Origin of the sequence: Diaphorobacter sp. (assembly GCF_050251835.1) — a bacterium.
Lineage (GTDB): Bacteria > Pseudomonadota > Gammaproteobacteria > Burkholderiales > Burkholderiaceae_C > JBFXIE01.
On sequence record NZ_JBFWLZ010000011.1, the window covers coordinates 50,739 to 73,685 of the forward strand.

Annotated in this window: 22 protein-coding genes and 1 pseudogene; 11 read left to right on the forward strand and 12 right to left on the reverse strand. The window is 68.1% G+C overall.

The window, feature by feature from the left end; genetic code table 11:
- Positions 1–66: 66 nt before the first annotated feature.
- The gene (locus AB7E35_RS06030) at positions 67–1,503 is read right to left on the reverse strand and encodes a S41 family peptidase (protein ID WP_428162674.1); all 1,437 of its coding nucleotides are present in this window, start codon (positions 1,501–1,503) and stop codon (positions 67–69) included.
- A 106-nt stretch (positions 1,504–1,609) separates the two neighbouring features.
- A complete protein-coding gene (gene gpmA, locus AB7E35_RS06035) occupies positions 1,610–2,353 on the reverse strand; it encodes a 2,3-diphosphoglycerate-dependent phosphoglycerate mutase (protein ID WP_428162673.1) in 744 nt (247 codons plus the stop codon).
- 71 nt (positions 2,354–2,424) lie between these two features.
- Here gpmA and AB7E35_RS06040 point away from each other — a divergent pair, with 71 nt between their 5' ends.
- From AB7E35_RS06040 to AB7E35_RS06055, 4 genes are all read left to right on the forward strand, one after another.
- Positions 2,425–2,832, forward strand: a complete 408-nt coding sequence (locus tag AB7E35_RS06040; protein WP_428162672.1) for a rhodanese-like domain-containing protein — start codon at positions 2,425–2,427, stop codon at positions 2,830–2,832.
- Between the two features lie 52 nt (positions 2,833–2,884).
- Positions 2,885–3,142 carry a glutaredoxin 3 gene (grxC, locus tag AB7E35_RS06045; RefSeq protein WP_428162671.1) on the forward strand — a complete coding sequence of 86 codons (258 nt, stop codon included), beginning with the start codon at positions 2,885–2,887 and terminating at the stop codon, positions 3,140–3,142.
- 99 nt (positions 3,143–3,241) lie between these two features.
- Positions 3,242–3,697, forward strand: coding sequence for a protein-export chaperone SecB (secB, locus tag AB7E35_RS06050; RefSeq protein ID WP_428162670.1), 456 nt, complete (start codon positions 3,242–3,244; stop codon positions 3,695–3,697).
- 78 nt (positions 3,698–3,775) lie between these two features.
- A complete protein-coding gene (locus AB7E35_RS06055) occupies positions 3,776–4,768 on the forward strand; it encodes an NAD(P)H-dependent glycerol-3-phosphate dehydrogenase (protein ID WP_428162669.1) in 993 nt (330 codons plus the stop codon).
- A 34-nt stretch (positions 4,769–4,802) separates the two neighbouring features.
- On the opposite strand, the gene AB7E35_RS06060 is transcribed toward AB7E35_RS06055, so the two are convergent.
- The 3 genes from AB7E35_RS06060 to panB form a co-directional block, all read right to left on the reverse strand.
- The gene (locus AB7E35_RS06060; protein ID WP_428167227.1) at positions 4,803–5,420 is read right to left on the reverse strand and encodes a hypothetical protein; all 618 of its coding nucleotides are present in this window, start codon (positions 5,418–5,420) and stop codon (positions 4,803–4,805) included.
- A 6-nt stretch (positions 5,421–5,426) separates the two neighbouring features.
- A complete protein-coding gene (panC, locus tag AB7E35_RS06065; RefSeq protein WP_428162667.1) occupies positions 5,427–6,287 on the reverse strand; it encodes a pantoate--beta-alanine ligase in 861 nt (286 codons plus the stop codon).
- A gap of 87 nt (positions 6,288–6,374) precedes the next feature.
- Positions 6,375–7,259: a 3-methyl-2-oxobutanoate hydroxymethyltransferase gene (panB, locus tag AB7E35_RS06070; protein WP_428162666.1), complete on the reverse strand. Its 885-nt coding sequence runs from the start codon at positions 7,257–7,259 to the stop codon at positions 6,375–6,377.
- Between the two features lie 68 nt (positions 7,260–7,327).
- On the opposite strand from panB, the gene nadC reads away from it, so the two are divergent.
- The 7 genes and pseudogenes from nadC to AB7E35_RS06105 all read left to right on the forward strand — a co-directional run bounded on the left by nadC (position 7,328) and on the right by AB7E35_RS06105 (position 17,238).
- Complete coding sequence (nadC, locus tag AB7E35_RS06075; RefSeq protein WP_428162665.1) at positions 7,328–8,209, forward strand: carboxylating nicotinate-nucleotide diphosphorylase; 882 nt, start codon at positions 7,328–7,330, stop codon at positions 8,207–8,209.
- A 10-nt stretch (positions 8,210–8,219) separates the two neighbouring features.
- Complete coding sequence (gene nadA, locus AB7E35_RS06080; RefSeq protein WP_428167228.1) at positions 8,220–9,344, forward strand: quinolinate synthase NadA; 1,125 nt, start codon at positions 8,220–8,222, stop codon at positions 9,342–9,344.
- Between the two features lie 56 nt (positions 9,345–9,400).
- Positions 9,401–11,203: a chorismate-binding protein gene (locus tag AB7E35_RS06085; protein WP_428167229.1), complete on the forward strand. Its 1,803-nt coding sequence runs from the start codon at positions 9,401–9,403 to the stop codon at positions 11,201–11,203.
- Positions 11,204–11,508: 305 nt separating this feature from the next.
- Positions 11,509–14,826, forward strand: a complete 3,318-nt coding sequence (locus AB7E35_RS06090; protein WP_428167230.1) for a PAS domain-containing protein — start codon at positions 11,509–11,511, stop codon at positions 14,824–14,826.
- Positions 14,827–14,835: 9 nt separating this feature from the next.
- The gene (locus AB7E35_RS06095; protein ID WP_428162663.1) at positions 14,836–15,255 is read left to right on the forward strand and encodes an ATP-binding protein; all 420 of its coding nucleotides are present in this window, start codon (positions 14,836–14,838) and stop codon (positions 15,253–15,255) included.
- Between the two features lie 33 nt (positions 15,256–15,288).
- Positions 15,289–15,582 carry a hypothetical protein gene (locus AB7E35_RS06100; RefSeq protein ID WP_220637893.1) on the forward strand — a complete coding sequence of 98 codons (294 nt, stop codon included), beginning with the start codon at positions 15,289–15,291 and terminating at the stop codon, positions 15,580–15,582.
- A 180-nt stretch (positions 15,583–15,762) separates the two neighbouring features.
- Positions 15,763–17,238 (forward strand): annotated as a pseudogene (locus AB7E35_RS06105) (N-6 DNA methylase).
- Between the two features lie 48 nt (positions 17,239–17,286).
- Here AB7E35_RS06105 and AB7E35_RS06110 read toward each other — a convergent pair.
- The 7 genes from AB7E35_RS06110 to AB7E35_RS06140 form a co-directional block, all read right to left on the reverse strand.
- Positions 17,287–17,922: a tRNA-uridine aminocarboxypropyltransferase gene (locus AB7E35_RS06110; protein WP_428162662.1), complete on the reverse strand. Its 636-nt coding sequence runs from the start codon at positions 17,920–17,922 to the stop codon at positions 17,287–17,289.
- A gap of 78 nt (positions 17,923–18,000) precedes the next feature.
- Positions 18,001–18,360, reverse strand: a complete 360-nt coding sequence (locus AB7E35_RS06115) for a 5-carboxymethyl-2-hydroxymuconate Delta-isomerase (protein ID WP_220637890.1) — start codon at positions 18,358–18,360, stop codon at positions 18,001–18,003.
- Between the two features lie 27 nt (positions 18,361–18,387).
- Positions 18,388–19,581 (reverse strand): 8-amino-7-oxononanoate synthase, encoded by a 1,194-nt coding sequence (bioF, locus tag AB7E35_RS06120; RefSeq protein ID WP_428167231.1) that lies wholly within the window; start codon positions 19,579–19,581, stop codon positions 18,388–18,390.
- The gene (gene bioD / locus AB7E35_RS06125; RefSeq protein WP_047349777.1) at positions 19,578–20,258 is read right to left on the reverse strand and encodes a dethiobiotin synthase; all 681 of its coding nucleotides are present in this window, start codon (positions 20,256–20,258) and stop codon (positions 19,578–19,580) included. Before bioD ends, bioF begins: the two co-directional genes overlap by 4 nt.
- The gene (bioA, locus tag AB7E35_RS06130) at positions 20,255–21,547 is read right to left on the reverse strand and encodes an adenosylmethionine--8-amino-7-oxononanoate transaminase (protein WP_234305509.1); all 1,293 of its coding nucleotides are present in this window, start codon (positions 21,545–21,547) and stop codon (positions 20,255–20,257) included. Before bioA ends, bioD begins: the two co-directional genes overlap by 4 nt.
- Positions 21,548–21,866: 319 nt before the next feature.
- The gene (gene panD / locus AB7E35_RS06135; protein WP_047349779.1) at positions 21,867–22,247 is read right to left on the reverse strand and encodes an aspartate 1-decarboxylase; all 381 of its coding nucleotides are present in this window, start codon (positions 22,245–22,247) and stop codon (positions 21,867–21,869) included.
- Between the two features lie 51 nt (positions 22,248–22,298).
- Positions 22,299–22,947, reverse strand: a 649-nt coding sequence (locus AB7E35_RS06140; RefSeq protein ID WP_428167232.1) for an FAD-binding protein, incomplete at its 5' end; no start/stop codon positions are given.

Below are 22,947 nucleotides of genomic sequence, written 5' to 3' on the forward strand. Positions count from 1 at the left end.
GCGTGAAAAAGGCCGGGCTCTGCGGGAGAGGCCCGACCTTGGTAGGGGTTGACGCAGGGGCTTGCGTCAGTTTTCTTTCTTTTCTTCCTTGCGCTCGGTCAGCGTCTTGCTGACCAGCACCGTGCGGCCCTTGAGCTGGTTCAGGGCCTGGGCCAACTGGAAGTCCTTGTCCGAGCCGAACTCGGGCAGCTTGCGCTCGGCCAGGGGCTTTTTCGCTTCTTCTTCCAGGCGCTTGCGGGCTTGCTCGCGCGCCTTCTCGCGCGCGGCATCCTGAACCTCCTCACCCTGACCGCTGGTCAGGTGCTTTTCCAGATCCGACTCGCGCATGCGCAGCGACGCGAAGAGGTCGCCTTCGGCGGTTTCGTCCAGCATGACGTCAGGCACGATGCCCTTGGCCTGGATGGATTTGCCGCTGGGCGTGTAGTAGCGCGCGGTGGTCAACTTGATGCCGGTGTCGGGCCCCAGCGGGCGCACCGTCTGCACCGAGCCCTTGCCGAACGTCTGACTGCCCATGATGGTGGCGCGTTTGTGGTCTTGCAGTGCGCCGGCCACGATCTCGCTGGCCGAGGCCGAGCCCTCGTTGACCAGCACCACCAGCGGCACCGTCTTGATGGCCGCCGGCAGGCGCCTGAGCGGGTCGCCGCTGCCGCGGCGCACATAAAACTCGGGCGAGGCTTTGAATACAGCCTGACTCTCGGCCAGCTGGCCGTTGGTGGACACCACGGTCACGTCGGGCGGCAAAAAGGCGGCAGAAATCGCCACGGCGGCATCCAGCAGACCGCCTGGGTCGTTGCGCAGATCCAGCACCAGGCCCTTGAGGCCGGGGTCTTGCTTGTACACCTCTTCGACCTTGCGCACGAAGTCGTCCACCGTGCGCTCCTGGAACTGCGACAGGCGGATCCAGGCGTAGCCGGGTTCGACCACCTTGCCCTTGACGGAGTGGGTCTTGATCTCCTCGCGTGTGATGGTTACCGGAAAGCTGCGGCTTTCGTCCTTGCGCAGGATGGTCAGCGTCACCTGGGTGTTGGGCTCGCCGCGCATGCGCTTGACGGCATCGTTGAGCGTCAGGCCCTTGACGGCCGTGTTGTCGATCTTCGTGATCAGGTCGTTGGTCTTCAGGCCAGCGCGATCGGCGGGAGAGCCCTCGATGGGCGACACGATCTTGATCAGGCCGTCTTCCTGGGTGATCTCGATGCCCACGCCCACGAAGCGACCGGTGGTGCCTTCGCGAAATTCCTTGAAGGACTTCTTGTCGAAATACTGCGAGTGCGGATCCAGGCTGGAGACCATGCCCGATATGGCGTCGGTGATGAGTTTTTTGTCATCGACCGGCTCCACGTAGTCTGTCTTGATCAGCCCGAACACTGCGGACAGCTGCTGAATCTCCTCAAGCGGCAGCGGGGAGATCGCAACGCGCGCCACGGTCTGCAGCGACACCGTGGTGAGCGCTCCGGCCACCACGCCGACCGATATCCATCCTGCGATTTTGAGTTTGTGGCCCATAGAGAACACCTTTGCCGATTCAATATACACCTTGGAAACCTGCGCCTGCGGGCAGTTCCCGAGCATGCGCTTATTTTTTGAGCGCCCGCGGGCCTGGCACGGGAGATCAGGCCCTGCCCTGCGATGCCACGGCAGCGGCGGCCTTGGCGGCTGCTTCGGCATCGCCCAGGTAATAGTTGCGGATGGGCTTCAGGTTTGCGTCCAGCTCATACACCAGCGGAATGCCGTTGGGAATGTTCAGGTTCACGATGTCCTGGTCGGACACGTTGTCCAGATACTTCACCAGCGCCCGAATGGAATTGCCGTGCGCGGCGACGACGATGCGCTTGCCGCTGCGGATGGAGGGCGCGATGGCCTCGTTCCAGAATGGGATCACGCGCGCCACCGTGTCCTTCAGGCATTCGGTCAGCGGAATCTGCCCGGGCTGCAAGGCGGCATAGCGGCGGTCGCTGCGCTCGCTGCGCGGGTCGGTGGCTTCCAGCGCTGGCGGGGGGGTGTCGTAGCTGCGGCGCCAGATCAGCACCTGCTCGTCGCCGTATTGCTTGGCCATGTCGGCCTTGTTCAGGCCTTGCAAGCCGCCGTAGTGGCGCTCGTTCAGGCGCCAGTCCTTGACCACGGGCAGCCAGGTGCAGTCCATCTCGTCGAGCGCATACCACAGCGTGTGGATGGCGCGCTTGAGCACGCTGGTGTAGGCCAGGTCAAATTCGTAGCCCTCGGCCTTGAGCAGCTTGCCGGCCGACATGGCCTGCGAGACGCCGGTGGGAGTCAGATCGACATCGGTCCAGCCGGTGAAGCGGTTTTCCAGGTTCCAGGTGGATTCGCCGTGGCGGATCAGAACGAGTTTGTGCATGGTGCCCCAGGGAATTCAGGTCAAAACCCGGCATTCTAGAATCGCACCGTTTGCATTCCCCAAGGATTCCCGTGAATTTCATCCTCGACAACTGGTATTTGATTTTCCTGGCGCTGGCCTCGGGCGCCATGCTGGCGCTGCCCGCGCTGACGGGTGCGGGCGCGGGCGCCCTCAGCACCGTGCAGGCCGTGCAGCTGATCAACCGCGAAAAAGCCGTGGTCATCGATGTCTGCGAGCCCGATGAATTTGCCGCGGGCCATGTGGGCGGCGCCAAAAACATTCCTCTGGGACAGTTGCAGGAGCGCCTGCCACAGGTAGCCAAGAACAAGGCCGTGCCGATCATTCTGGTGTGCGCCAAGGGAGCGCGCGCCGCGCGCGCCGCGGGTATCGCCAAGGGCCTGGGCTACGACAAGGCGCAGCCGCTGGCCGGCGGCCTGAGCGCATGGCGCGAGGCCAGCCTGCCGGTTGAAAAAGCCTGATGCGCCCGCATCTTCAAGGGCATTGTTTTTTCTGCAGAAAGGCTGTCGTTCCATGCAAACCGTGAAGATGTACACCACCGCCGTGTGCCCCTACTGCGTTCGCGCCAAGCAGTTGCTCAAATCCAAGGGGGTGGAGCACATCGAGGAGATCCGCGTGGACACCGACCCCGCCGCGCGCCAGCACATGATGGAGACCACCGGCCGGCGCACCGTGCCGCAGATTTTCATTGGCGAGACCCATGTGGGCGGGCATGACGATCTGGTGGCGCTGGATGGCCGCGGTGGCCTGATGCCACTGCTGGGCGCTTGAACTTTAGCCCCGTGGGCGCGTTGCATAATGCGCCCGAGTCGCCCGCTGCGGGAGCCTTTCCCGGGCGGGCTTTGTTTTGACTGAAAGACCGAGACCACCATGTCCACCGAAGCAACTCCCGTGTTCCAGATCCAGCGCGTGTACCTCAAGGACCTGTCGCTTGAGCAGCCCAATTCACCCGCCATCTTGCTGGAGCAGGAGCAGCCCAGCGTGGACATTCAGCTGGGCGTGGAGGCGACGCCCGTTGCCGAGGGCATCTTCGAGGTGGCTGTGTCGGCCACCGTGCAGACCAAGATCAAGGACAAGACCGTGTTTCTGGTCGAAGCCAAGCAGGCCGGCATCTTCGAGATCCGCAACATCCCCGAAGAGCAGATGGGCGCCATCATCGGCATTGCCTGCCCCCAGATCATCTACCCCTACCTGCGCGGCAACGTGGCCGACACCGTGACGCGCGCGGGCTTCCCGCCGGTGCACCTGGCCGAGATCAACTTCCAGGCCATGTACGAGCAACAGCAAGCCGCCGCGGCCGAAGCCGGCAACGGCCAGGTGCAGTAATCGCCCCTTGTCTGGGCATTGTCCTGTGTTAGAGGGCGTTTCAGGCTTCTAGCCCAGGATGGATAAGCGCTGGCAGCTATGAAAATAGTAGTTCTTGGCGCCGGCGCCTGGGGTACGGCGCTGGCCATGAGCAGCGCTGCACACGCAGGCGCCCACAGCGTCATGCTGTGGGCCCGCGACGCGCAGCAGGCCCAGGCCATGCAGGCGGTGCGGCACAACCACCGTTACCTTGCCGGCCTCACTTTTCCTGCAACGCTGCAGGTGGTGTCGGGTGACGCGCAGGCGCTGGCGGCGCAGGCCGACCTGGTCATCATCGCCACGCCCATGGCGGCGCTGCGGGGCATGCTGACGCTGCTGGCCGAAAGCCGCGCGCCCGTCGCCTGGCTGTGCAAGGGCTTCGAGGCAGACACCGGCCTGCTGGGCCACGAGATCAGCGCCGAGGTGGCCCCCCGGCTGGCCTGCGGCGTCTTCAGCGGCCCCAGCTTTGCGCAGGAAGTAGCCAGCGGCCAGCCGGCCGCCATGGTGGCCGCAAGCGCCCACGCCGCAGTGCGCGAGGCGCTGGTGGCGGCGTTTCACGGCCCTTCGCTGCGCGTGTACGCCAGTGAGGACGTGGTGGGCGTAGAGGTGGGCGGCGCGGTCAAGAACGTGCTGGCCATTGCCACGGGGCTGTGCGACGGCCTGCAGCTGGGGCTGAACGCACGCGCTGCCCTGATCACGCGCGGCCTGGCCGAAATGACGCGCCTTGGCCTGGCCCTGGGCGCGCGCGCCGACACCTTCATGGGGCTGTCGGGCCTGGGCGACTTGGTGCTGACTGCCACCGGGGCGCTGTCGCGCAACCGCCGCGTGGGGTTGCTACTGGCCGAGGGCAAGACGCTGCAGCAGGCCGTCGAGTCCCTGGGCCATGTGGCCGAGGGCGTGTACAGCGCGCGCACCGTGGTGCAGCGCGCGCGCGCCCTGGGGGTGGAGATGCCGATTGCCGAATGCGTGCTGGCGCTGCTCGATGGCGAGCTGCGCGCCGCCGACGCGGTGGCGCGGCTCATGGAGCGCGAGCCCCGCGTAGAGGGCGCCTGATCGCGGGGCGGCCCCGCGGGGCGCGCCGCGCGCGCTAGCTGTTTTTGCGCCCCCGCAGCAGCGCCTGGTAGGCGCTGCGCGTGGCCGGGTCCACCGCTGCCAGCACCTGGGCGTGGGATGTCTGGTGCCGCGCCAGCAGGCGGGCCGATGCCACGGGCAGCGATTTGCAAAACCAGTGGCAGGTGTGCTGCATCAGGAATAGCTCGGCCGACAGGGTGTAGGCCTGGTCACGGGTGGACCGTCCCGCTTCGTTGCGCACGGCGCGCGCTATGCCCTGGGCATGCAGCTGCAGCGCCTGGCGCATGTCGAATGTGGCCTGCGGCAGCCATTGGTCCGCCAGCGGGAGCGCCAGGGGCAGCGTGCTGACGCGGGCCTGGGCGGGCTGCACGCGGGCAAAGTCCGCCGCAAACTGGGTGAATTGCTCGCTCAGCTGCCGCTCGGTGGTGCGCAGCAAATTCCAGATGTGCTCGCGCCGTTCGGGGTCGCTCTCACCCAGGGCGCGCAGGTAGCCCTCGGTCAGGTTTTCCATCAGTTTTTCGATCTGGTAGTGCCCCAGGTGGCTGGCCAGCAGCGCAATGCGCCGACGCTGCTGTTTGGCATTCAGCAGGTACAGGCCGATGGCGATCAGCGCGCCCAGCAGAAAAACGTCCATGAAGCTTCAGACTTCCAGGTTGTCAATCAGCCGGGTCTTGCCCAGGCGCGCGGCGCCCAGCACCACCAGCGCATCGCCCGCAGCTCCCGTCTGTGGCGGCTGCAGGTCGCCCCGGCGGCGCACGGTCAGGTAGTCGGGCTGCCAGCCGCGTGCGGCCAGCGCCTGCTGCGCGCGCTGCTCCAGCGCGGGCAACTGGGCAGGCAGATCAGGCCCGGCAGCCACGGCTTCATGCGCCAGGGCGCGCAGCGCCAACGATAGCTGCACCGCCTCGGCGCGCTCGGCCTCGCTCAGGTAGCCGTTGCGCGAGCTCAGCGCCAGGCCGTCGGGCGCGCGCGCGGTATCGCCCGCCACCACCTCCACCGGCAGCGCAAACTGCTGCACCATGCGGCGAATCACCATCAGCTGCTGGTAGTCCTTTTTGCCAAAGACCGCCGTGCCGCCGCCGCTGGCGAAGAACACGGCAGAAAACAGCTTCATGACCACGGTGCACACGCCAGCGAAGAAGCCGGGGCGGAAATGCCCTTCCAGCATGTCGGCCAGTTGCGGGTCGGGCTGCAGCCTGAAGGTCTGCGGTTCGGGATAAAGGTCGGCCTCGCGCGGCGCAAAGACGATGTCGCAGCCCGCGGCCTGCAGACGGGCGCAGTCGGCGTCCCATGTGCGTGGGTAGCTATCAAAATCTTCGTGCGGCAGAAACTGCAGGCGGTTCACGAAGATGCTGCTGACCAGCGTATCGCCCAGCGGGCGGGCCTGATGCACCAGGGCGATATGGCCGTCGTGCAGGTTGCCCATGGTGGGCACAAAGGCGGGGCGGCCAGGGCGCTTGGCCAGGGCGGCGCGCAGTTCGGGAATGGTGCGAACGATTTGCATCGGGGTATCAAAAACAATAGCTGCCAGCGCTTGCCAGATGGGCGCTAGAGGCTGAAAAAAGTAAAAACCTCAGGTGCCGACGCTGCGTTACCAGGCGTGCTGGGCGTTGTCGGGGAAGCTGCCGTTTTTTACGGCCTGCACGTAGGCCTCGATGGCGCCGCGCACGCTGCCCGCGCCTTGCATGAAGTCGCGCACAAACTTCGGGTTCTTGCCCAGGTTGATGCCCAGCATGTCGTGCATCACCAGCACCTGGCCGGCTGTGCCGCTGCCCGCGCCAATGCCGATGGTGTGGCAGCGCGGCAGTGCCTGGGTGAGGTCGCTGGCCAGCACGGCGGGCACCATCTCCAGCACCAGCATGGCGGCGCCGGCGTCCTGCAGCTCCAGGGCGTGGCGGCGCAGTTGCTGCGCGGCCTGGTCGCCCTTGCCCTGCACGCGGTAGCCGCCCAGGGCGTGCACGGTTTGCGGCGTCAGGCCCAGGTGCGCGCACACGGGGATGCCGCGCTCGACCAGAAACTGCACCGTGGGCGCCGTCCAGCCGCCGCCCTCCAGCTTGACCATGTGCGCGCCGGCCTGCATCAGCCGGCTGGCGCTGCGCAAGGCTTGTTCGCGCGATTCGTGGTAGCTGGCAAACGGCAGGTCGGCCACCACCCAGGCCGTGCCCTGCACGCGCTGCAGGCCGCGCACCACGCTTTCGGTGTGGTAGGCCATGGTGTCCAGTGCAACGCCCACGGTGCTGGGCAGGCCCTGGCAGACCATGCCCAGCGAGTCGCCCACCAGGATGCATTCCACGCCCGCGGCGTCGGCCACGGCGGCAAAGGTGGCGTCGTAGGCCGTCAGCATGGTGATCTTCTCGCCGGCTTCGCGCATCTGCGCCAGGCGCGGCAGGCTCACGGGGCGGCGCTGGGGCAGGGGCGATGCGGGCGGCAGGGTGCCATAGGGCGTGCCGGCGGCGGCTGCAGAGGTGTCGGTCATGGCGCTCTTGGTAGTGGCATTGCAAAAGTCCGGCGAGTCTATGCGATCGATGCGGCTATGCTCGCCCCATGACAACGAGAGAAGACTTGTTCGGCGCCGACGCGCTGGCGGCCCTGGCCCGTGCCGACGTGGCCCGCGCCCTGGCGGAAGACGTGGGCAGCGGCGACCTGACCGCCGCCCTGATTGACCCCGCGCGCCGCGCCCACGCCCGGGTGCTGGTGCGCGAGCCGGCCGTGCTGTGCGGCCAGCCCTGGGCCGAGGCCGCGCTGCGCGCCCTGGACCCCACGGTGCAGATCACCTGGCATGTGGCCGAAGGCGCGCGCTGCGCCGCCGACCAGGTGGTGCTGGAGATCGAAGGCCAGGCCCGCGCGCTGCTAAGCGCCGAGCGCACCGCGCTCAACTTCCTGCAACTGCTGAGCGCCGTGGCCACCAAGACCCGTACCTATGTGGATGCGGTGGCCGGCACCCGCGCGCAGATCGTGGACACCCGCAAGACCCTGCCCGGCCTGCGCCTGGCGCAAAAGTACGCGGTGCGCACGGGCGGCGGCACCAACCACCGCATCGGCCTGCACGACGCGGTGCTGATCAAAGAAAACCACATCGCCGCGGCCGGCGGCGTGACGGCCGTGCTGCGCGCGGCGCAGGCCGTGGCCGCGCAGGCCGCGTTCATCGAGATCGAGGTGGAAACGCTGGCGCAACTGACCGAGGCGCTGGACGCCGGCGCCAAGATGGTGCTGCTGGACAACATGCCGCTGCCCATGCTGCGCGATGCCGTGCGCATCAACGCGGCGCACGCGGGTGGCGGCGCCGTGCTGGAAATCTCGGGCGGCGTCACCCTGGAGGGGCTGCGCACCCTGGCAGAAACGGGTGTGGACCGCATCTCGATTGGCACCCTGACCAAGGATGTGCAGGCGACGGACTTTTCCATGCGCCTGCAAGAGATCGCCTGAGGAGGCCGCGATGACCACGATACCCATCAAAGACGTGGAGTACGAGCAGCCCGTCGCGGGCGCCGATGGCGTGGTGTGCTCCACCCGCCATGCCTGGGCGCGCGTGCCGCCCGAGCCCTCGCCCGCCGAGCGCGCGGCGCTCAAGGACCAGATCCGCCGCCTGCTCAAGGAAAAGAACGCGGTGATGGTGTCGCACTACTACGTGCACCCCGATTTGCAGGATCTGGCCGAAGAAACTGGCGGCATCGTCAGCGACAGCCTGGAGATGGCCCGCTTTGGCCGCGACCACCCGGCGCGGACACTGGTGGTGAGCGGCGTGCGCTTCATGGGCGAGACGGCGAAGATTCTGAGCCCGGACAAAACCGTGCTCATGCCCGACCTGGACGCCACCTGCTCGCTGGACCTGGGCTGCCCGATCGACGAGTTCAGCGCGTTTTGCGACGCGCACCCCGACCGCACCGTGGTGGTCTATGCCAACACCAGCGCCGCCGTGAAGGCGCGTGCCGACTGGCTGGTGACCAGCAGCTGCGCGCTGGACATCGTGCGCGCGCTCAAGGACGCGGGCCACAAAATCCTGTGGGCGCCCGACCGCCACCTGGGCGACTACATCCGCCGCGAAACCGGCGCCGACATGGTGCTGTGGAACGGCGCCTGCATCGTGCATGACGAGTTCAAGGCCTTTGAGCTGGAAGCCCTGAAAAAAGAGCACCCCAACGCCAAGGTGCTGGTGCACCCCGAAAGCCCGGCCGACGTGATCGCGCTGGCCGATGCCGTGGGCTCCACCAGCGCCATACTGAAGGCGGCGCGGACGCTGGATGCGCGTGAGTTCATCGTCGCCACCGACAACGGCATGATGCACAAGCTGCGCAGCCTCAACCCGGACAAAGTCTTCTACGAGGCTCCCACCGCCGGCAACAGCGCTACCTGCAAAAGCTGCGCCCACTGTCCGTGGATGGCCATGAACGGCCTGGCCGGCGTGGCCCATGCGCTGCAGACCGGCGCAGGGGCCATCACGGTGGACCCTGCGCTGATTCCGCGCGCGCGCCAGCCCATCGACCGCATGCTGGCCTTCACGGCAGCTCTTCACAGCGGGCAGCCCGCGGGCGCACTGGTGCCGCATATCGGCGCGGCTTGATGCTTTTGTTTTGATAGCTGCTGGCGCACGTCTTTTCTGCGCTGCGCCCTGATTTCATGCTTACCCCGTCGCTGATCGATTTTGCCGACCCGCGCGACGCCGCCGCGCCGCGCCTGCGGCACGCCTTTGCCGCGCCGCGCCAGGTGCTGGCCGCCCGGCGGCTGGACGAAGTGCGCGGCGTGCTCGATGCGGTGCACGCTGCCGCCGCCGCTGGCCGCTGGTGCGTGGGCTGGCTGCGCTACGAGGCCGCGCCCGCGTTCGACCCGGCGCTGGTCGTGCGGGCCGACGCGCAGGAGGAGGGCGCGCCCGCGCTTGCGTGGTTTGCGGTGCATGACGAGCCGGCGCCCTGGCCCGCCGAGCCAGCGGGCGGCGCGGCGCACATCGACTGGGAGCAGGCCCTGCCGCGTGCAGCGTTCGATGCTGCGCTGGCGCAGATCCAGCAGGGCATTGCCGCGGGCCGCTACTACCAGGTCAACTACACCGCGCCGCTGGTGGGCACTTGGCTAGGCACCCGGCAGGGCGATGCTCGGGCGCTGTTTGCGGCGCTGCAGCGCGCCCAGCCCGGCGGCTATGCGGCGCACATCGACGATGGCGCCGGCACGCAGGTGCTGTCCGTCTCGCCCGAGCTGTTCTTTGACTGGCATGCGGCTCCGGGCGGCGTGGGCGACATACTCACCCGCCCCATGAAGGGCACCGCCCCACGCGGCGACACGCCCGGGCAAGACGCCGCCCTGGCCGCCGCGCTGCGCGCCAGCCCCAAAGAGCGTGCCGAGAACGTGATGATCGTAGACCTGCTGCGCAACGACCTGTCGCGCATCGCCCAGCCGCACAGCGTGCGCGTGCCCCGCCTGTTCCATACCGAGCCGCTGCCCACCGTCTGGCAGATGACGTCCGATGTGGTGGCGCGCACCCGCGCGGGCACGCGGCTGGCGGATGTGTTTGGCGCGCTGTTTCCGTGCGGCTCGGTCACCGGCGCGCCCAAGGTGGAGGCCATGCGCGCCATTGCCGCGCTTGAAGCGGCCCCGCGCGGCGTGTACTGCGGCGCCGTGGGCGTGGTGCGCCCCGACGCGGCGGGCGGGCCGGGCGCGATTGCCGCCACCTTCAACGTGCCCATTCGCACCGTGGAGCTGCACCCGGGCCAGGCCCGCTGCGGCATTGGCAGCGGCATCACGTCGGGCGCCACCGCAGAGGCCGAGTGGAACGAATGGCGCCACAAGCGCGTCTTTGTCGATCGCGCCAGCCAGCCCTTTGACCTGCTGGAAACCCTGGCGCTGGTCGATGGCCAGTTGCGCCACCTGGCCGACCACCTGGCCCGGCTGCAGGGCGCGGCCGCGCACTTCAATGTGCCGTTTGACGCCGCTGCCGTGCAGGCCAGCCTGCAGGCGCTGGCGGGCAGCCACCCCACGGGGGCCTGGCGCGTGCGCCTGCTGCTGGACGGGCGCGGCCAGCCGCGCGCCGAAGCCTTTGCCCTGCAGCCCACGCCCCAGCCGGTGCGCCTGCAGCTGGCCGATCGCCCGCTGGCGCAGGCACACAGCGAATTCGTGCGCTACAAGACCACGCGCCGCGCGCACTACGCGGCGTTTGCGCCCAACGCGCCCGGCGTGTTTGACACGGTGCTCTACAACGAAGCGGGCGAGATCACCGAAACCACCTTCGGCAACATCGCGCTGCTGCTGGACGGCCGCTGGGTCACGCCGCCGCTGGCCTGCGGCCTGCTGCCCGGCGTGGGCCGCGCCGTGGCGCTGCGCGAGGGCCGCCTGACCGAGGCCGTGGTGCGGCTGCAAGACCTGCCGCGGGTGCAGGGCCTGGCGTTTGTCAACAGCCTGCGGGGGTGGCTGACGGCTCGATGGGCGTCATGACTGCTGAAGCTGTGGGCTCCTGCCCTTGCCAATCAAAAGCGCGCAGCAATCAATGCCAGTCTTTCATCATCCAGTCATTGCCGCGAAAGCGGCAACCCAGTGTCCCTCCAGAAGGCCACAGAAAGCAGCCGTACCGGCTTTTTTGCAACAAAATGGAACTATTTCCACCAGTCTATGCGCTGGCGCTGTGGCTGCGGAGCCTTGACGGCTTGCTGCCTTGATCTGCGCCGCGCGGCATTCTTGAGCGCATGAGTCGATCTCTTCTTCACGCTTCGTTGCCGGCCCGACATCACTAGGCGGGCTTTTTGGGGGGCGCAGTTCTGGTATTGCTGGTGTTTGCCGCTTACTGGGCCCAGTTGCTGGGTGACCACCAGGCGCGTCTGCAAGCGGCAGACAGTGATGCCCGCACGCGCGCAGTGCAGTTGTCAGCCAATGCGCAAGCCCATGTCAGCTCGCTGGTGGCCGGCCTGGAATACGTGGCCAAGACGCTGGCATCCACCTACGAGAGCGACCCCAAAGGCGCCTTTGTGCTGGCCGAGCGCACCGCGCGCAAGACCTTTGCGCACGACAGCATCACCCAGATCGGGGTGGCGGATGCGGAGGGGCGCATCGTGTATTCCAGCCTGGGCAAGCAGCCTGAAGGCGTGTCGGTGGCCGACCGCGAGTATTTCCGTGTGCAAGCACAGGGCGGGCAGCCGCGGCTTTTCATCAGCCGGCCGCTGGTGGGCCGGGTGTCGGGGCAGTGGCTCGTGCAACTGTCCTACCCCATCATGCGGCAGGGCCGCTTTGCTGGCGTGCTGGCGCTGTCGGTGGCGCCCAGCCACTTCTCTCAGGGCTTTCACGACCTGTTTGGCAATGGCAGTGACGTGGCCATTCTGGTGCGTGACGACGGCAGCTACCTGACCATCTCGCATCCGCAGTTTGACGTGCTGGGCAAGTCGGTGCCGCAAGACCGGGGCTTCATCACTTCGCCCCAGGCGATGCACGGCGAGTACCGCGCCACCAACCCGATGGACGGGGTGGATCGCTATTACGCCTGGAGGCGGCTCAAGGCATACCCGCTGGTGGTCATCGTCGGGCTGGATCGCGATCGCGCCCTGGCGGCCGCGCGCAGTGCCAATCAGCAAAGCCTTTGGCGCAGCGGGGTGGGCAGCGCCGTCATCCTGGCGGCTTTGCTGGGCTTTGCGCTGCTGTTTCGGCGTACGCAACAAGACCGCGCGTTGCTTCAGGAAAACCGCCAGCGCTATCTGCTGGCGCTGGAGGGCGGCGCGCTGGGCGTGTGGGACTGGAGCCTGGCCAGTCAGCGCTTCAGCGTGGACCAGCATCTGGCCGGGGTGCTGGGCATGGCCCCTGACGGCATACAGCACAGCATCGAGGGTCTTCAGCCCCTGGTGCACCCCGACGACTGGCCCGCACTGCAAAGCCTGCGCGAGCAAATACGTCGCGGGCAGATCGACAGCTTTGCCCGCGAGCTGCGCATGCGCCACCAAAGTGGCCAGTGGCGCTGGCTGGACGTGCGCGGCAAGGTCAGCCAGCGCAACGCGGACGGACTGGCAGCGCGGGTGTTTGGCACCTTTTCTGACGTGACCGCCCGACGCGACGCCGAGGCCGCGCAGGCCGAACTGCAGGCGCGCCTGGCCAAACTGGTGGCGGCGGTGCCGGGCGCGGTGTATCAGTTTCGCCTCTGCTCCGACGGGCGCATCAGCTTTCCGTTTCTCAGCCCGGGCGTCATCAACGTGTATGGCGTCACGGCCGAGCAAGCCATGCAGGGTGACGCGCAACAACTGCTGCAGAATTTGCACCCTGAGGATCTGCAGCGCGTCAAGGAGGCCACGGCGGTGTCCGCGCGCGACCTCACGCCCTGGGAATGCGAATACCGCTACCTGCATGCCAATGGCGAGGTGCGCTGGCTGGCGGGCTATTCCCAGCCCGAGCGCGAGCCCGACGGCTGCACGCTGTGGCATGGCTATGTCCACGACATCACCGAGCAGCGCGCCACCCATGAGGCCCTGCGCCGCAGCGAAGAGCGCCTGCGCCTCACAACCGCCGCGGTGCGCGACGGCCTGTGGGAATACGACACCGCCAGCGGCTGCATCGAGTTTGATGCCCGCAGCCATGAGATCCTGGGCCATGCCGGCCGCGCCAACAGCATGGACTTTGCCGACTGGTGCCACACCATCCACCCCAACGACCGCCCGCAGGTGCTGGCCCAGATGCACCAGCAGGTTCAGGCGGGCGAGCCCTTTGCCCTGGAGCTGCGCCTGCGCACTGCCAGCGGCGACTGGTGCTGGGTGGAGCTGCGCGGCCAGGCGGCGCCCCTGCAGGACGGTGATGGCGAGCGCGTCATCGGCACCCTGACCGACATCACCCAGCGCCGCGCCGATGAGCACCTGCGCCGCGCCCTGCTGGACAACGCGGGCGCAGCCCTGGTGGTCACCGGCAACGACCGCGTCGTTCGGCTGGCCAACCAGCGCGCCGTTGAAGTCTTCGCGCCTGAAGGGCAGACCCTGGTGGGTGCCAGCATGCGCGTGCTGTACCTGGATGGGGCCGACTTTGACCACGCAGCCCGGCATTACTCTGAGATGCGCGAATATGGCAGCACCTGGGGCGAATACCTGTTGCGCACGGCCGAGGGCGAGCAGCGCTGGTTTGCCCTGAGGGGCACGCTGTTCGACCCGGACCAACCCGAGGGGCAGATCATCTGGACCCTGGTGGACACCACCGACCGCAAGCTGGCAGAGCAGGCGCTGACCAAGGCGCGTGCCCACCTGTTGGCAGTCATTGAACATGTGCCCGGCGGCGTGCTGGTGCACAACCTGGCCGGTGTGGTGGAAGTGGCCAACGAAGAAGCCTGCCAGCTGCTGGGGCTGCGCTCGCCGGCCGGCGCGCTGGTGGGGCTGGATGCCCAGGCACTGCAAAGCTTGATGCCGCCCGAAGTCCTCGGTCACTGGCAGGCGGCCCAGCAGGGTGCCCAGGTGGCAGAGTTGCGCGACGGCCGCACCCTCAAGTTCGAGCAGATACCCATGCGCAGTGCCGGCCAGGTCATCGGCCAGCTGTGGATCGTGCGCGACATTACCGAGCGCCGCCGCCACGAGCAGACCCTTCAGCACCTGGCCACAACCGACGCCCTGACCGGCCTGGCCAACCGGCGCGCCTTCATGGCGCGGCTGGAAGCCGAGCTGGAGCAAGTGGCTGAGGGCGGTGCGCCGGGCATGGTCGTCATGCTGGACCTGGACCATTTCAAGCGCATCAACGACACCTACGGCCACGCCGCCGGCGACCGCGTGCTGGTGCGCCTGGCGCAGATACTGCGCGGCCAGGGCTTGCGCCAGAGCGACCTGCCCGGGCGCCTGGGGGGCGAGGAATTTGCAGTGCTGCTGCCGGGCACCACGCCGGCCAATGCGCTGGCCGTGGCCGAGCGTCTGCGCCTGGCGCTGGAGCAAAGCGGCATTGACTCGGGCGAAGGTCACATCATCCGCGTCACCCTCAGCGCCGGCCTGGCACCGCTGGCTGGCGACGCCGAGCACAGTCTGGCCCTGGCCGACGCTGCGCTGTACGAAGCCAAAAACACTGGCCGCAACCGCGTGGTGCTGGCCGGCGTGCCCTCACCGGCCACCGCCTGAAGGACACCCATGACGCCCGAGACCCTGTCGGGCCCCCTGTACCGCCTGATCGAGCAGACCCATGACTATGTGCTGGATGAACTGGCTGAGGGGCTGACCTTGGCGCGATCGGGCTTTCGCACGGTGCATCGATATCCCGAGCGCGTCATCAAGGAGGCGATCACCAATGCCGTGATTCACCGCGACTACCGGCTCAATCGCGACATTCAGATCCGTATCTTCGACAACCGGCTCGAAGTGCTGAGTCCGGGGCTCCTGCCAGGCCGCATCACCGCCGCCACGATTCACAAGGCCGAATCGTTCGCCCGCAATCCCTTGCTGGCCAGCAATCTGCGGGAGTTTCCGGAGCCTCCAAATGTGGATGCCGGCGAAGGGGGCCGCATGATGTTCAATGTCATGCGCGCCAACAGCCTGTACCCGCCACAGTAGCGGGAACTTCGTGAGCAGACCCAAAAGGCCGTCATGGTGACCATGCTGAATGAAGAACGGCCGCCCATCTGGGAGCAGGTCAACGACTGGATGGATCGCCATGGGCCGATCAGCAACGGCCAGGTGTGCGCCATTTCGGACTTGGACACGTTGAGAGCCTCCAAGCTGCTGAGGCGCTGGGTGGAGCAAGGCTTGCTGGTGCCGGACCCCACCAAGGCCAAGCCCAAGCGCAACATGGTCTACCTCAAACCCGTCGCCGCGACCGGGAACGAGCCGGGTTTATTTGCCGGCACCGTGGATAACAACCCGGACGATATCGTTAACTGATTGAAATCATTGATGTTTGCAGAACGTTAATTATCCAGAGTGGGCAAGAACGACACACATGGGCCCTGCCGGACCGGAGGTCGTTTCTTATCCGTCGATCGGAAAAACAACCTGATGACTTCACCTAAGCAATTGAATTGATTGGATCTTTTCCGATCTTTGTTTTCCTGCGCCATCCGAATGAACACCTCCTCCTTCATCCAGAAAGTCTGGAACTTCTGCCACACGCTGCGCGACGACGGCGTGGGCTACGGCGACTACCTGGAGCAGCTGACCTATCTGCTGTTCCTGAAGATGGCCGACGAGTACGCGCAGGAGCCCTACAACCGCGACACCCGCATCCCCGCCCGGTACAACTGGGCCAGCCTGCGCAGCAGAACCGGCGAGCCGCTGGAGGCGCACTACCTGGCCACGCTGCACGCGCTCGGCCAGCAGCCCGGCATGTTGGGAGCGATCTTCTTCAAGGCGCAAAACAAGATCCAGGATCCGGCCAAGCTCTCGCGCCTGGTGCAGATGATCGATGAGCACAGTTGGGTGGGTATGGACGCCGACACCAAGGGCGACCTGTACGAGGGCCTGCTGCAGAAGAATGCCGAGGACACCAAGAGCGGCGCGGGCCAGTACTTCACGCCGCGCCCGCTGATCCAGGCCATGGTCGAGTGCATGCGCCCCGAGCCGGGCAAGACGATTGCGGATCCGGCCTGCGGCACGGGGGGCTTCTTCCTCGGCGCCCACCAATGGCTGACCCGCCCCGGCGCCACGCTGAACAAGGCGCAGAAGGCCTTCCTGCGCGACCAGGCCTTTCACGGCCATGAGATCGTGCCGGGCACGCGCCGCCTGTGCCTGATGAACCTGTTCCTGCACAACATCGGCGAGCTGGACGGGGAGCCGGCGGTGGAACGCTCGGACGCGCTGATTGCGGAGCCGCAGCGCAAGGTCGATTACGTGCTGGCCAATCCGCCCTTCGGCAAGAAGAGCAGCATGACCATCACCAACGAGGAAGGCGAGGAGGACCGCGACGCGCTGACCTACGAGCGCCAGGACTTCTGGGAAACCACGTCCAACAAGTAGCTCAACTTTTTGCAGCACATCGTGAGCATGCTGAAGGTGGACGGCAAGGCGGCCGTGGTGCTGCCTGACAACGTGCTGTTTGAGGGCGGCGCGGGCGAGCGCATCCGGCGCAAGCTGCTGGAAAACTGCAACGTGCACACCATCTTGCGCCTGCCCACGGGCATCTTTTATGCGCAGGGCGTCAAGGCCAACGTGGTGTTCTTCGACAACGCGCCCAAGGATGGCCGCGTGCACACCGACGGCGTCTGGTTCTATGACCTGCGCACCAACAAGCACTTCACGCTGAAGACCCGGCCGCTGCGGTTCGAGAACCTGCAGGATTTCATCACCTGCTACCACCCGGAAAACCGCCATCAGCGCATCGCCACCGAGCGCTTTCGGTATTACCGCTATGACGAGCTGATCGCCCGGGACAAGGCCAGCCTGGACATTTTCTGGCTGAAGGACGAGGGTCTGGACAACCTGGATGATTTGCCGGCGCCCGAGGTGCTGCAGCAGGAAATCATCGAGCATCTGGAAGCCGCGCTGGCCGCCTTTCGGGACGTGGCCGCAGGCCTGCCGGGGCAGGGCGCTGCCACGCGGTGATGCAGCATCAACCCAACGCGACCCAGCGCAACCCAGCCCAACGCGCCGCTACCGCCCCTGCCAAGCCGCCTGCTGCGCGACAAACCCATCCAACGCGCTGAGCAGCGGCGCAAACGCATCGGCGCTGCCTTCCAGCTGCGCCAGCGCCGCGCAGGTGGCCTCCAGGGTCGATAGCTGGTGAGGCTGGCGCGCTATGCGGACGCGGTAGCGCGAGACCGGCAGCGCGCGCAGCGGCAGTCGTGGCAGTTGCTGCAGCAGCGGGTTCAGGTGCAGCATCTTGCGGCTTTTGCGCCAGGTGCCGTCCAGCACCACCAGGCGCAGCCGCTCGGGCGTTTGCAGCAGCGCCGGGTTCAGCGGTGGCGGGGTGGCCAGGCCCAGGGCGGCATCGTGCGCCGATTCGGGGTACAGCAGCAGTGTCTGGCGCGGGGGCTCGGGTGCGTGGTGGGCGGTGAAGGGTGCGGTCAGCCAGTGCTGCAGCACGGTGGCGTCAAACTGTTCGCCCACCACCACGCGGCTGTGCGGCAGGCACAGGTGCAGCAGGCGGGCCGTACCCTTGGCCTGGTGCACCTCCAGCGGGTGCTGCAGGATCAGCACCTCGGTGCGGTGCGGCACCGCAGCCGTCCAGCGGCAGATGCACGCCCTGGGCGGACGCAGGCAGGCGGGGCAGCGGGGGCGCTGGGTCATAGTGAAACAGCGCCGCAGGCCGGGTGGGGATCAGCGCCGCAGCCCCGCGGCGTGCAAGCCATGGCGGTCACGGGCGGCTTACAGCCGCTCTTTGACGTAGGACGGACGATCCATGTCCACGATTTCCACACTCAGCTGCACCATCACGCCGGCCGGCCTGGGCGACAGGCGGCGCAGCACCTGGGCCACACGCTCGGACAGGTCTTTCTTGGCCTCGGGTGTGCGGCCTGACAGCAGGCGCAGCTGCGCATGCACAAAGGCGCGGTGGGCCGGCGCGGTGCCCACTTCGAACTGCGGCACCGCCGTGATGCGGCTCTTGAGGTCGGCCTCGTCGGCCACTTCGGGGCTGGCGCAGACGGCGGCGTTGAGTTCGGCCAGCGCCTGGGCTTCGGGGAAGCCGGCGAGGTTGCGGGAGTATTCGACGATCAGGTGGGGCATGGACAACCTTTGCGGGTGGTGAAAAAGTCAGGCGCGCCGAGGGCGCAGTTCGGCCAGGGCCTGCAGCAAGCGTGCCACATCTGCCGGGGTGTGGGCGGCCGACAGCGCAATGCGCAGCCGCGCCGTGCCCTCGGGCACGGTGGGCGGGCGAATGGCGGGCACCCACAGGCCGCGCGCGCGCAGGCCCTCCATCACGGCCAGCGCTTCGTCGTTGGTGCCGATCACCAGGGCCTGCACGGCCGTGCGCGACTCGCCCAATTGCCAGTGCGTGCCCTGCAGCAGCGGCGCCAGGCCGCCCCGCAGCTGTGCAATGCGCGCGGCCAGTTGCTCGCGGCGCCAGCCCTCGGCGGCAATCACCTGCAGGCTGGCCTGCAGTGCGCGCGCCAGTAGCGCGGGCGCGGCGGTGGCAAAGATGTAGCTGCGTGTTTTTTGCACCAGCCACTCGATGAGCGCGTCGGGCCCCGCAACGAAGGCCCCCGCCACGCCCGCGGCCTTGCCCAGCGTGGCCATGTACAGCATGCGCGGCGAGGCTGCTGCGCCGGTCAGGCCCGCCTCGGCCAGCGTGCCGCGCCCTTCGGGGCCCAGCACGCCGAAGCCGTGGGCGTCGTCGATCAGCAGCAGCGCATCGTGCCGCTCGCACAGCGCCAGCAGCGCGCGCACGTCGGCCACGTCGCCGTCCATGCTGAATACGGCGTCGGTGATCACCAGCTTGCGCCGCGCGGGGCTGGCCGCCAGCAGGCGGCCCAGCGCGGCCAGGTCGGCATGCGGGTAGCGGTGCACCGTGGCACGCGACAGGCGGGCGCCGTCGATCAGGCAGGCGTGGTTGAGCTCGTCAGAAAACAGCGCGTCGCCCGCGCCCACCAGCGCGGGCACGATGCCCACATTGGCCGCAAACCCCGCGTAGAAGTACAGCGCGCGCGGCAGTTGCACGAAGCGCGCCAGGTCTTCTTCAAGCGCGGCATTGGCCTGGCTGTGGCCGCTGACCAGCGGCGAGCCGCCCGAGCCCACGCCAAACTCGCGCGTGGCCGCGCAGGCGGCCTCGGCCAGCGCCCGGTGGCTGGCCAGGCCCAGGTAGTCGTTGCTGCAAAACGCCAGCATGGGGGCGCCGTCCACCAGCAGGTGGGCGCCTTGCGCGGGCACCACGGCGCGGCGGCGCCGACGCAGGTGGGCGGCGTCCAGCGCTGCGATGCGTGCGGGGAACTCATCGATCCAGGAGGTCATGTCCAGTCAGGGGGCAAGTGGTAGAGCGCGGCAAGGGCGCGTGCGTCGGGCTGGGGCTGGTGCGGCAGCTCGGCCAGCAGCGGCGCGCCCAGGTACTGGCGCAGCCAGGCGATGTTGTCGTCGGGCGCCAGCATGTGCGGATCCACCCGGTTGGCAACCCAGCCCGCCAGCGTCAGGCCGCGCGCGCGAATCGCTTCGGCGGTGAGCGCGGCATGGTTCAGGCAGCCCAGGCGCAGGCCCACCACCAGCACCACGGGCAGGCCCAGGGCCTGGGCCAGGTCGGCGCCGGTCTCGGTGTCGGACAGCGGCACGAGAAAGCCGCCCGCGCCCTCGACCACCACGGCGTCGGCCAGCCCGGTCAGTTGCTGGTAGCTGTGCATGATGCCCGGGATGCTGATGCGCACCCCGGCGCGCGCGGCCGCGATGTGCGGCGACAGCGGGTCGGGCAGCAGCACGGGGTTGTCCAGCGCGGGCGGCACGGCCACGGTGGAGGCGGCGCGCAGGGCGATGGCGTCTTCGTTGGCCAGCTGGCCGCCGTGCAGATCGGCGCCCGCGGCCACGGGCTTCATGCCCACCACGCGTGGGTGATGGCGCGCCAGCGCGTGCAGCAGCGCGGCAGACGCCAGGCTTTTGCCCACGCCTGTGTCGGTGCCGGTGACGAATAAACCCCAAGTCATGGCAGATGCTCCTGGGCCGGGGTGCTGGCCCCGGTTTCCTCGGCCAGCGTGGCGTTCAGCGCGGCCAGTGCGTTGACGGCCAGGTGCTGCACGGCCTCGTCGTCCAGCACGTAGGGCGGCATGGCATACAGCGTGGTGCCAATGGGCCGCAGCAGCAGGCCGCGCGCCATGGCGTGGCGGTGGTAGCGGCGGGCGAAGTCGGGCAGGGTGGTGTGCACGTCCCAGGCCCAGATCATTCCCTGGCGGCGCGCATGGCGCACGCGCGGGTGCTGCGCCAGCGGCACGCAGGCCGCGTCGATGGCTCGCGCCAGATGCACGTTGCGCGCCAGCGCATCGGTCTGCTCGAACAGCTCCAGCGTGGCCAGCGCAGCGCGGCAGGCCAGCGGGTTGCCGGTGTACGAGTGCGAGTGCAAAAAGCCGCGCGCCACGTCGTCGTCGTAGAAGGCGGCGTAGATGTCATGCGTGGTCAGCACCGCCGACAGCGCCAGCGTGCCACCCGTCAGCCCTTTGGACAGACAAATGAAGTCCGGCCGTATGCCCGCCTGCTGGTGCGCAAACATGCTGCCCGTGCGGCCAAAGCCCACGGCGATCTCGTCGGCCACCAGGTGCACCTCGTAGCGGTCGCACAGCGCGCGCGCCTGGCGCAGGTATTCGGCGTCGTGCATGGCCATGCCGGCCGCGCACTGCACCAGCGGCTCCAGGATCAGCGCGGCGGTGGTGGCGTGGTGCTCGGCCAGCCAGGCCTCGAGCGCGGCGGCGGCGCGTAGGGCTACTTCACGCGCCGATTCGCCAGGCTGCGCGGCCCGCGCATCGGGGCTGGGCGCGGTGGCGGCCAGGCGCACCAGCGGCGCGTAGGCCGTGCGGAACAGGGCAATGTCGGTCACGGCCAGCGCGCCCACGGTTTCGCCGTGGTAGCCGCCGGCCAGCCCCACGAAGCGGCTCTTGTCCGGGCGGCCCTGGTTGCGCCAGTAGTGCGCGCTCATCTTGAGGGCGATCTCGGTGGCGCTGGCGCCGTCGCTGCCATAAAACGCATGGCCCAGGCCCGTGAGGGCGGCCAGGCGCTCGGACAGCTCCACCACCGGCGCGTGCGTGAAGCCTGCCAGCATCACATGGTCAAGCCGCGCCAGCTGGTCGGCCAGTGCCGCCTGGATGTGCGGGTGGCCGTGGCCGAACAGATTGACCCACCAGGAGCTGATGCCGTCCAGATAGCGCCGGCCGTCGCTGCCATACAGCCAAGGCCCCTGGGCGCGCGCGATGGGCACGGGCGGCTCGGCCTCGTGGCGCTTCATCTGCGTGCAGGGGTGCCAGACGCTGGCCAGGCTGCGCGCGGCGAGGGTGTCGGTGGTTTGGGTGGTGGCCTGCACGGCGGTAACCCTAGAAACGGCAGTTGGGCGCGCTTGCCAGCGCCGTGATCGACGTGGCAGGCAAGGCGCGACGACGCGGCGGGCTCATGCCCGCAAGAAGGAGCAACGCCGCATGGCGCGGCGAGCGCGGTGCTGGCGAGTGCGTAGCGCGCTCACCACGCAGGTGAGTCGTGCCGAAGCGGCAAAAGTCAATACACATGCGGCTTTCCTGATGGTGGCAAGCGGTCAACTGCCGTTTCTAGGGTCAGAGCGCCTGCGTGGGGACGTGGTGGCGCAGCTCGGTCTGGCGGTTTTTGTCATCGACAAACACCAGTTGCGGCTGATGCGCGGCGACATGGTCTTCGTGCACCTGGGCAAACGCGGCAATGATGAGCAGGTCGCCCACGGCGGCGCGGCGCGCGGCCGAGCCGTTCACCGAGATCATGCCGCTGCCGCGCTGGCCCTTGATGGCGTAGGTGACGAAGCGCTCGCCGTTGTCGATGTTCCAGATGTGGATCTGCTCGTTCTCGGCGATGTTGGCCGCGTCGAGCAGGTCTTCGTCGATGGCGCAGGAGCCTTCGTAGTGCAGCTCGCAATGGGTGGCGGCCACGCGGTGGATCTTGGACTTGAGCAGGGTGCGGAACATGGGGGCAAATCTCCTTGAACGTGAAAAACGTGGGGGCGGTGGCGCGGCGTTCTATCGCACCGGCGGCACCAGGATGGTGGGGGCGGCCGGGGCGGCCATGCCCGGCCAGTCGCGGCTGAAGTGCAGGCCGCGGCTTTCATGGCGCATTTGCGCGCTGCGCACGATCAGGTCGGCCACCTGCACCAGGTTGCGCAGCTCCAGCAGGTCGCGCGAGATGTGGAAGTGCGCATAAAACTCGTGAATCTCATCCTGCAGCAGCGCAATGCGGTGCGCCGCGCGCTCCAGGCGTTTGTTGGTGCGCACGATGCCCACGTAGTCCCACATGAAGCGGCGCAGTTCGTCCCAGTTGTGGGAGATGACCACCGACTCATCGGCGTCCTGCACGCGGCTGTCGTCCCAGCGCGGCAGCGCCGGAATCTGCGCGCGGGGTGCGGCCGCGATGGCCTGCGCCGCCGCGCGGGCAAACACCATGCATTCGAGCAGCGAGTTGCTGGCCAGGCGGTTGGCGCCGTGCAGGCCGGTGCAGGCCACCTCGCCCACGGCGTGCAGGCCGGGCAGGTCGGTGCGGCCGGACAGGTCGGTGCGGCCGGACAGGTCGGTCAGCACGCCGCCGCAGGTGAAGTGCGCCGTGGGCACCACGGGAATGGGCTGGCGCGTGATGTCGATGCCCAGGCGGGCGCAATGCGCCAGGATGTTGGGG

Coding starts and splice junctions, on each gene's coding strand:
- AB7E35_RS06030 (WP_428162674.1), bottom strand. CDS start 1,503: ATGGGCCACAAACTCAAAATCGCAGGATGGATATCGGTCGGCGTGGTG.
- gpmA (WP_428162673.1), bottom strand. CDS start 2,353: ATGCACAAACTCGTTCTGATCCGCCACGGCGAATCCACCTGGAACCTG.
- grxC (WP_428162671.1), top strand. CDS start 2,885: ATGCAAACCGTGAAGATGTACACCACCGCCGTGTGCCCCTACTGCGTT.
- secB (WP_428162670.1), top strand. CDS start 3,242: ATGTCCACCGAAGCAACTCCCGTGTTCCAGATCCAGCGCGTGTACCTC.
- AB7E35_RS06055 (WP_428162669.1), top strand. CDS start 3,776: ATGAAAATAGTAGTTCTTGGCGCCGGCGCCTGGGGTACGGCGCTGGCC.
- AB7E35_RS06060 (WP_428167227.1), bottom strand. CDS start 5,420: ATGGACGTTTTTCTGCTGGGCGCGCTGATCGCCATCGGCCTGTACCTG.
- panC (WP_428162667.1), bottom strand. CDS start 6,287: ATGCAAATCGTTCGCACCATTCCCGAACTGCGCGCCGCCCTGGCCAAG.
- panB (WP_428162666.1), bottom strand. CDS start 7,259: ATGACCGACACCTCTGCAGCCGCCGCCGGCACGCCCTATGGCACCCTG.
- nadC (WP_428162665.1), top strand. CDS start 7,328: ATGACAACGAGAGAAGACTTGTTCGGCGCCGACGCGCTGGCGGCCCTG.
- nadA (WP_428167228.1), top strand. CDS start 8,220: ATGACCACGATACCCATCAAAGACGTGGAGTACGAGCAGCCCGTCGCG.
- AB7E35_RS06085 (WP_428167229.1), top strand. CDS start 9,401: ATGCTTACCCCGTCGCTGATCGATTTTGCCGACCCGCGCGACGCCGCC.
- AB7E35_RS06095 (WP_428162663.1), top strand. CDS start 14,836: ATGACGCCCGAGACCCTGTCGGGCCCCCTGTACCGCCTGATCGAGCAG.
- AB7E35_RS06100 (WP_220637893.1), top strand. CDS start 15,289: ATGGTGACCATGCTGAATGAAGAACGGCCGCCCATCTGGGAGCAGGTC.
- AB7E35_RS06110 (WP_428162662.1), bottom strand. CDS start 17,922: ATGACCCAGCGCCCCCGCTGCCCCGCCTGCCTGCGTCCGCCCAGGGCG.
- AB7E35_RS06115 (WP_220637890.1), bottom strand. CDS start 18,360: ATGCCCCACCTGATCGTCGAATACTCCCGCAACCTCGCCGGCTTCCCC.
- bioF (WP_428167231.1), bottom strand. CDS start 19,581: ATGACCTCCTGGATCGATGAGTTCCCCGCACGCATCGCAGCGCTGGAC.
- bioD (WP_047349777.1), bottom strand. CDS start 20,258: ATGACTTGGGGTTTATTCGTCACCGGCACCGACACAGGCGTGGGCAAA.
- bioA (WP_234305509.1), bottom strand. CDS start 21,547: ATGAAGCGCCACGAGGCCGAGCCGCCCGTGCCCATCGCGCGCGCCCAG.
- panD (WP_047349779.1), bottom strand. CDS start 22,247: ATGTTCCGCACCCTGCTCAAGTCCAAGATCCACCGCGTGGCCGCCACC.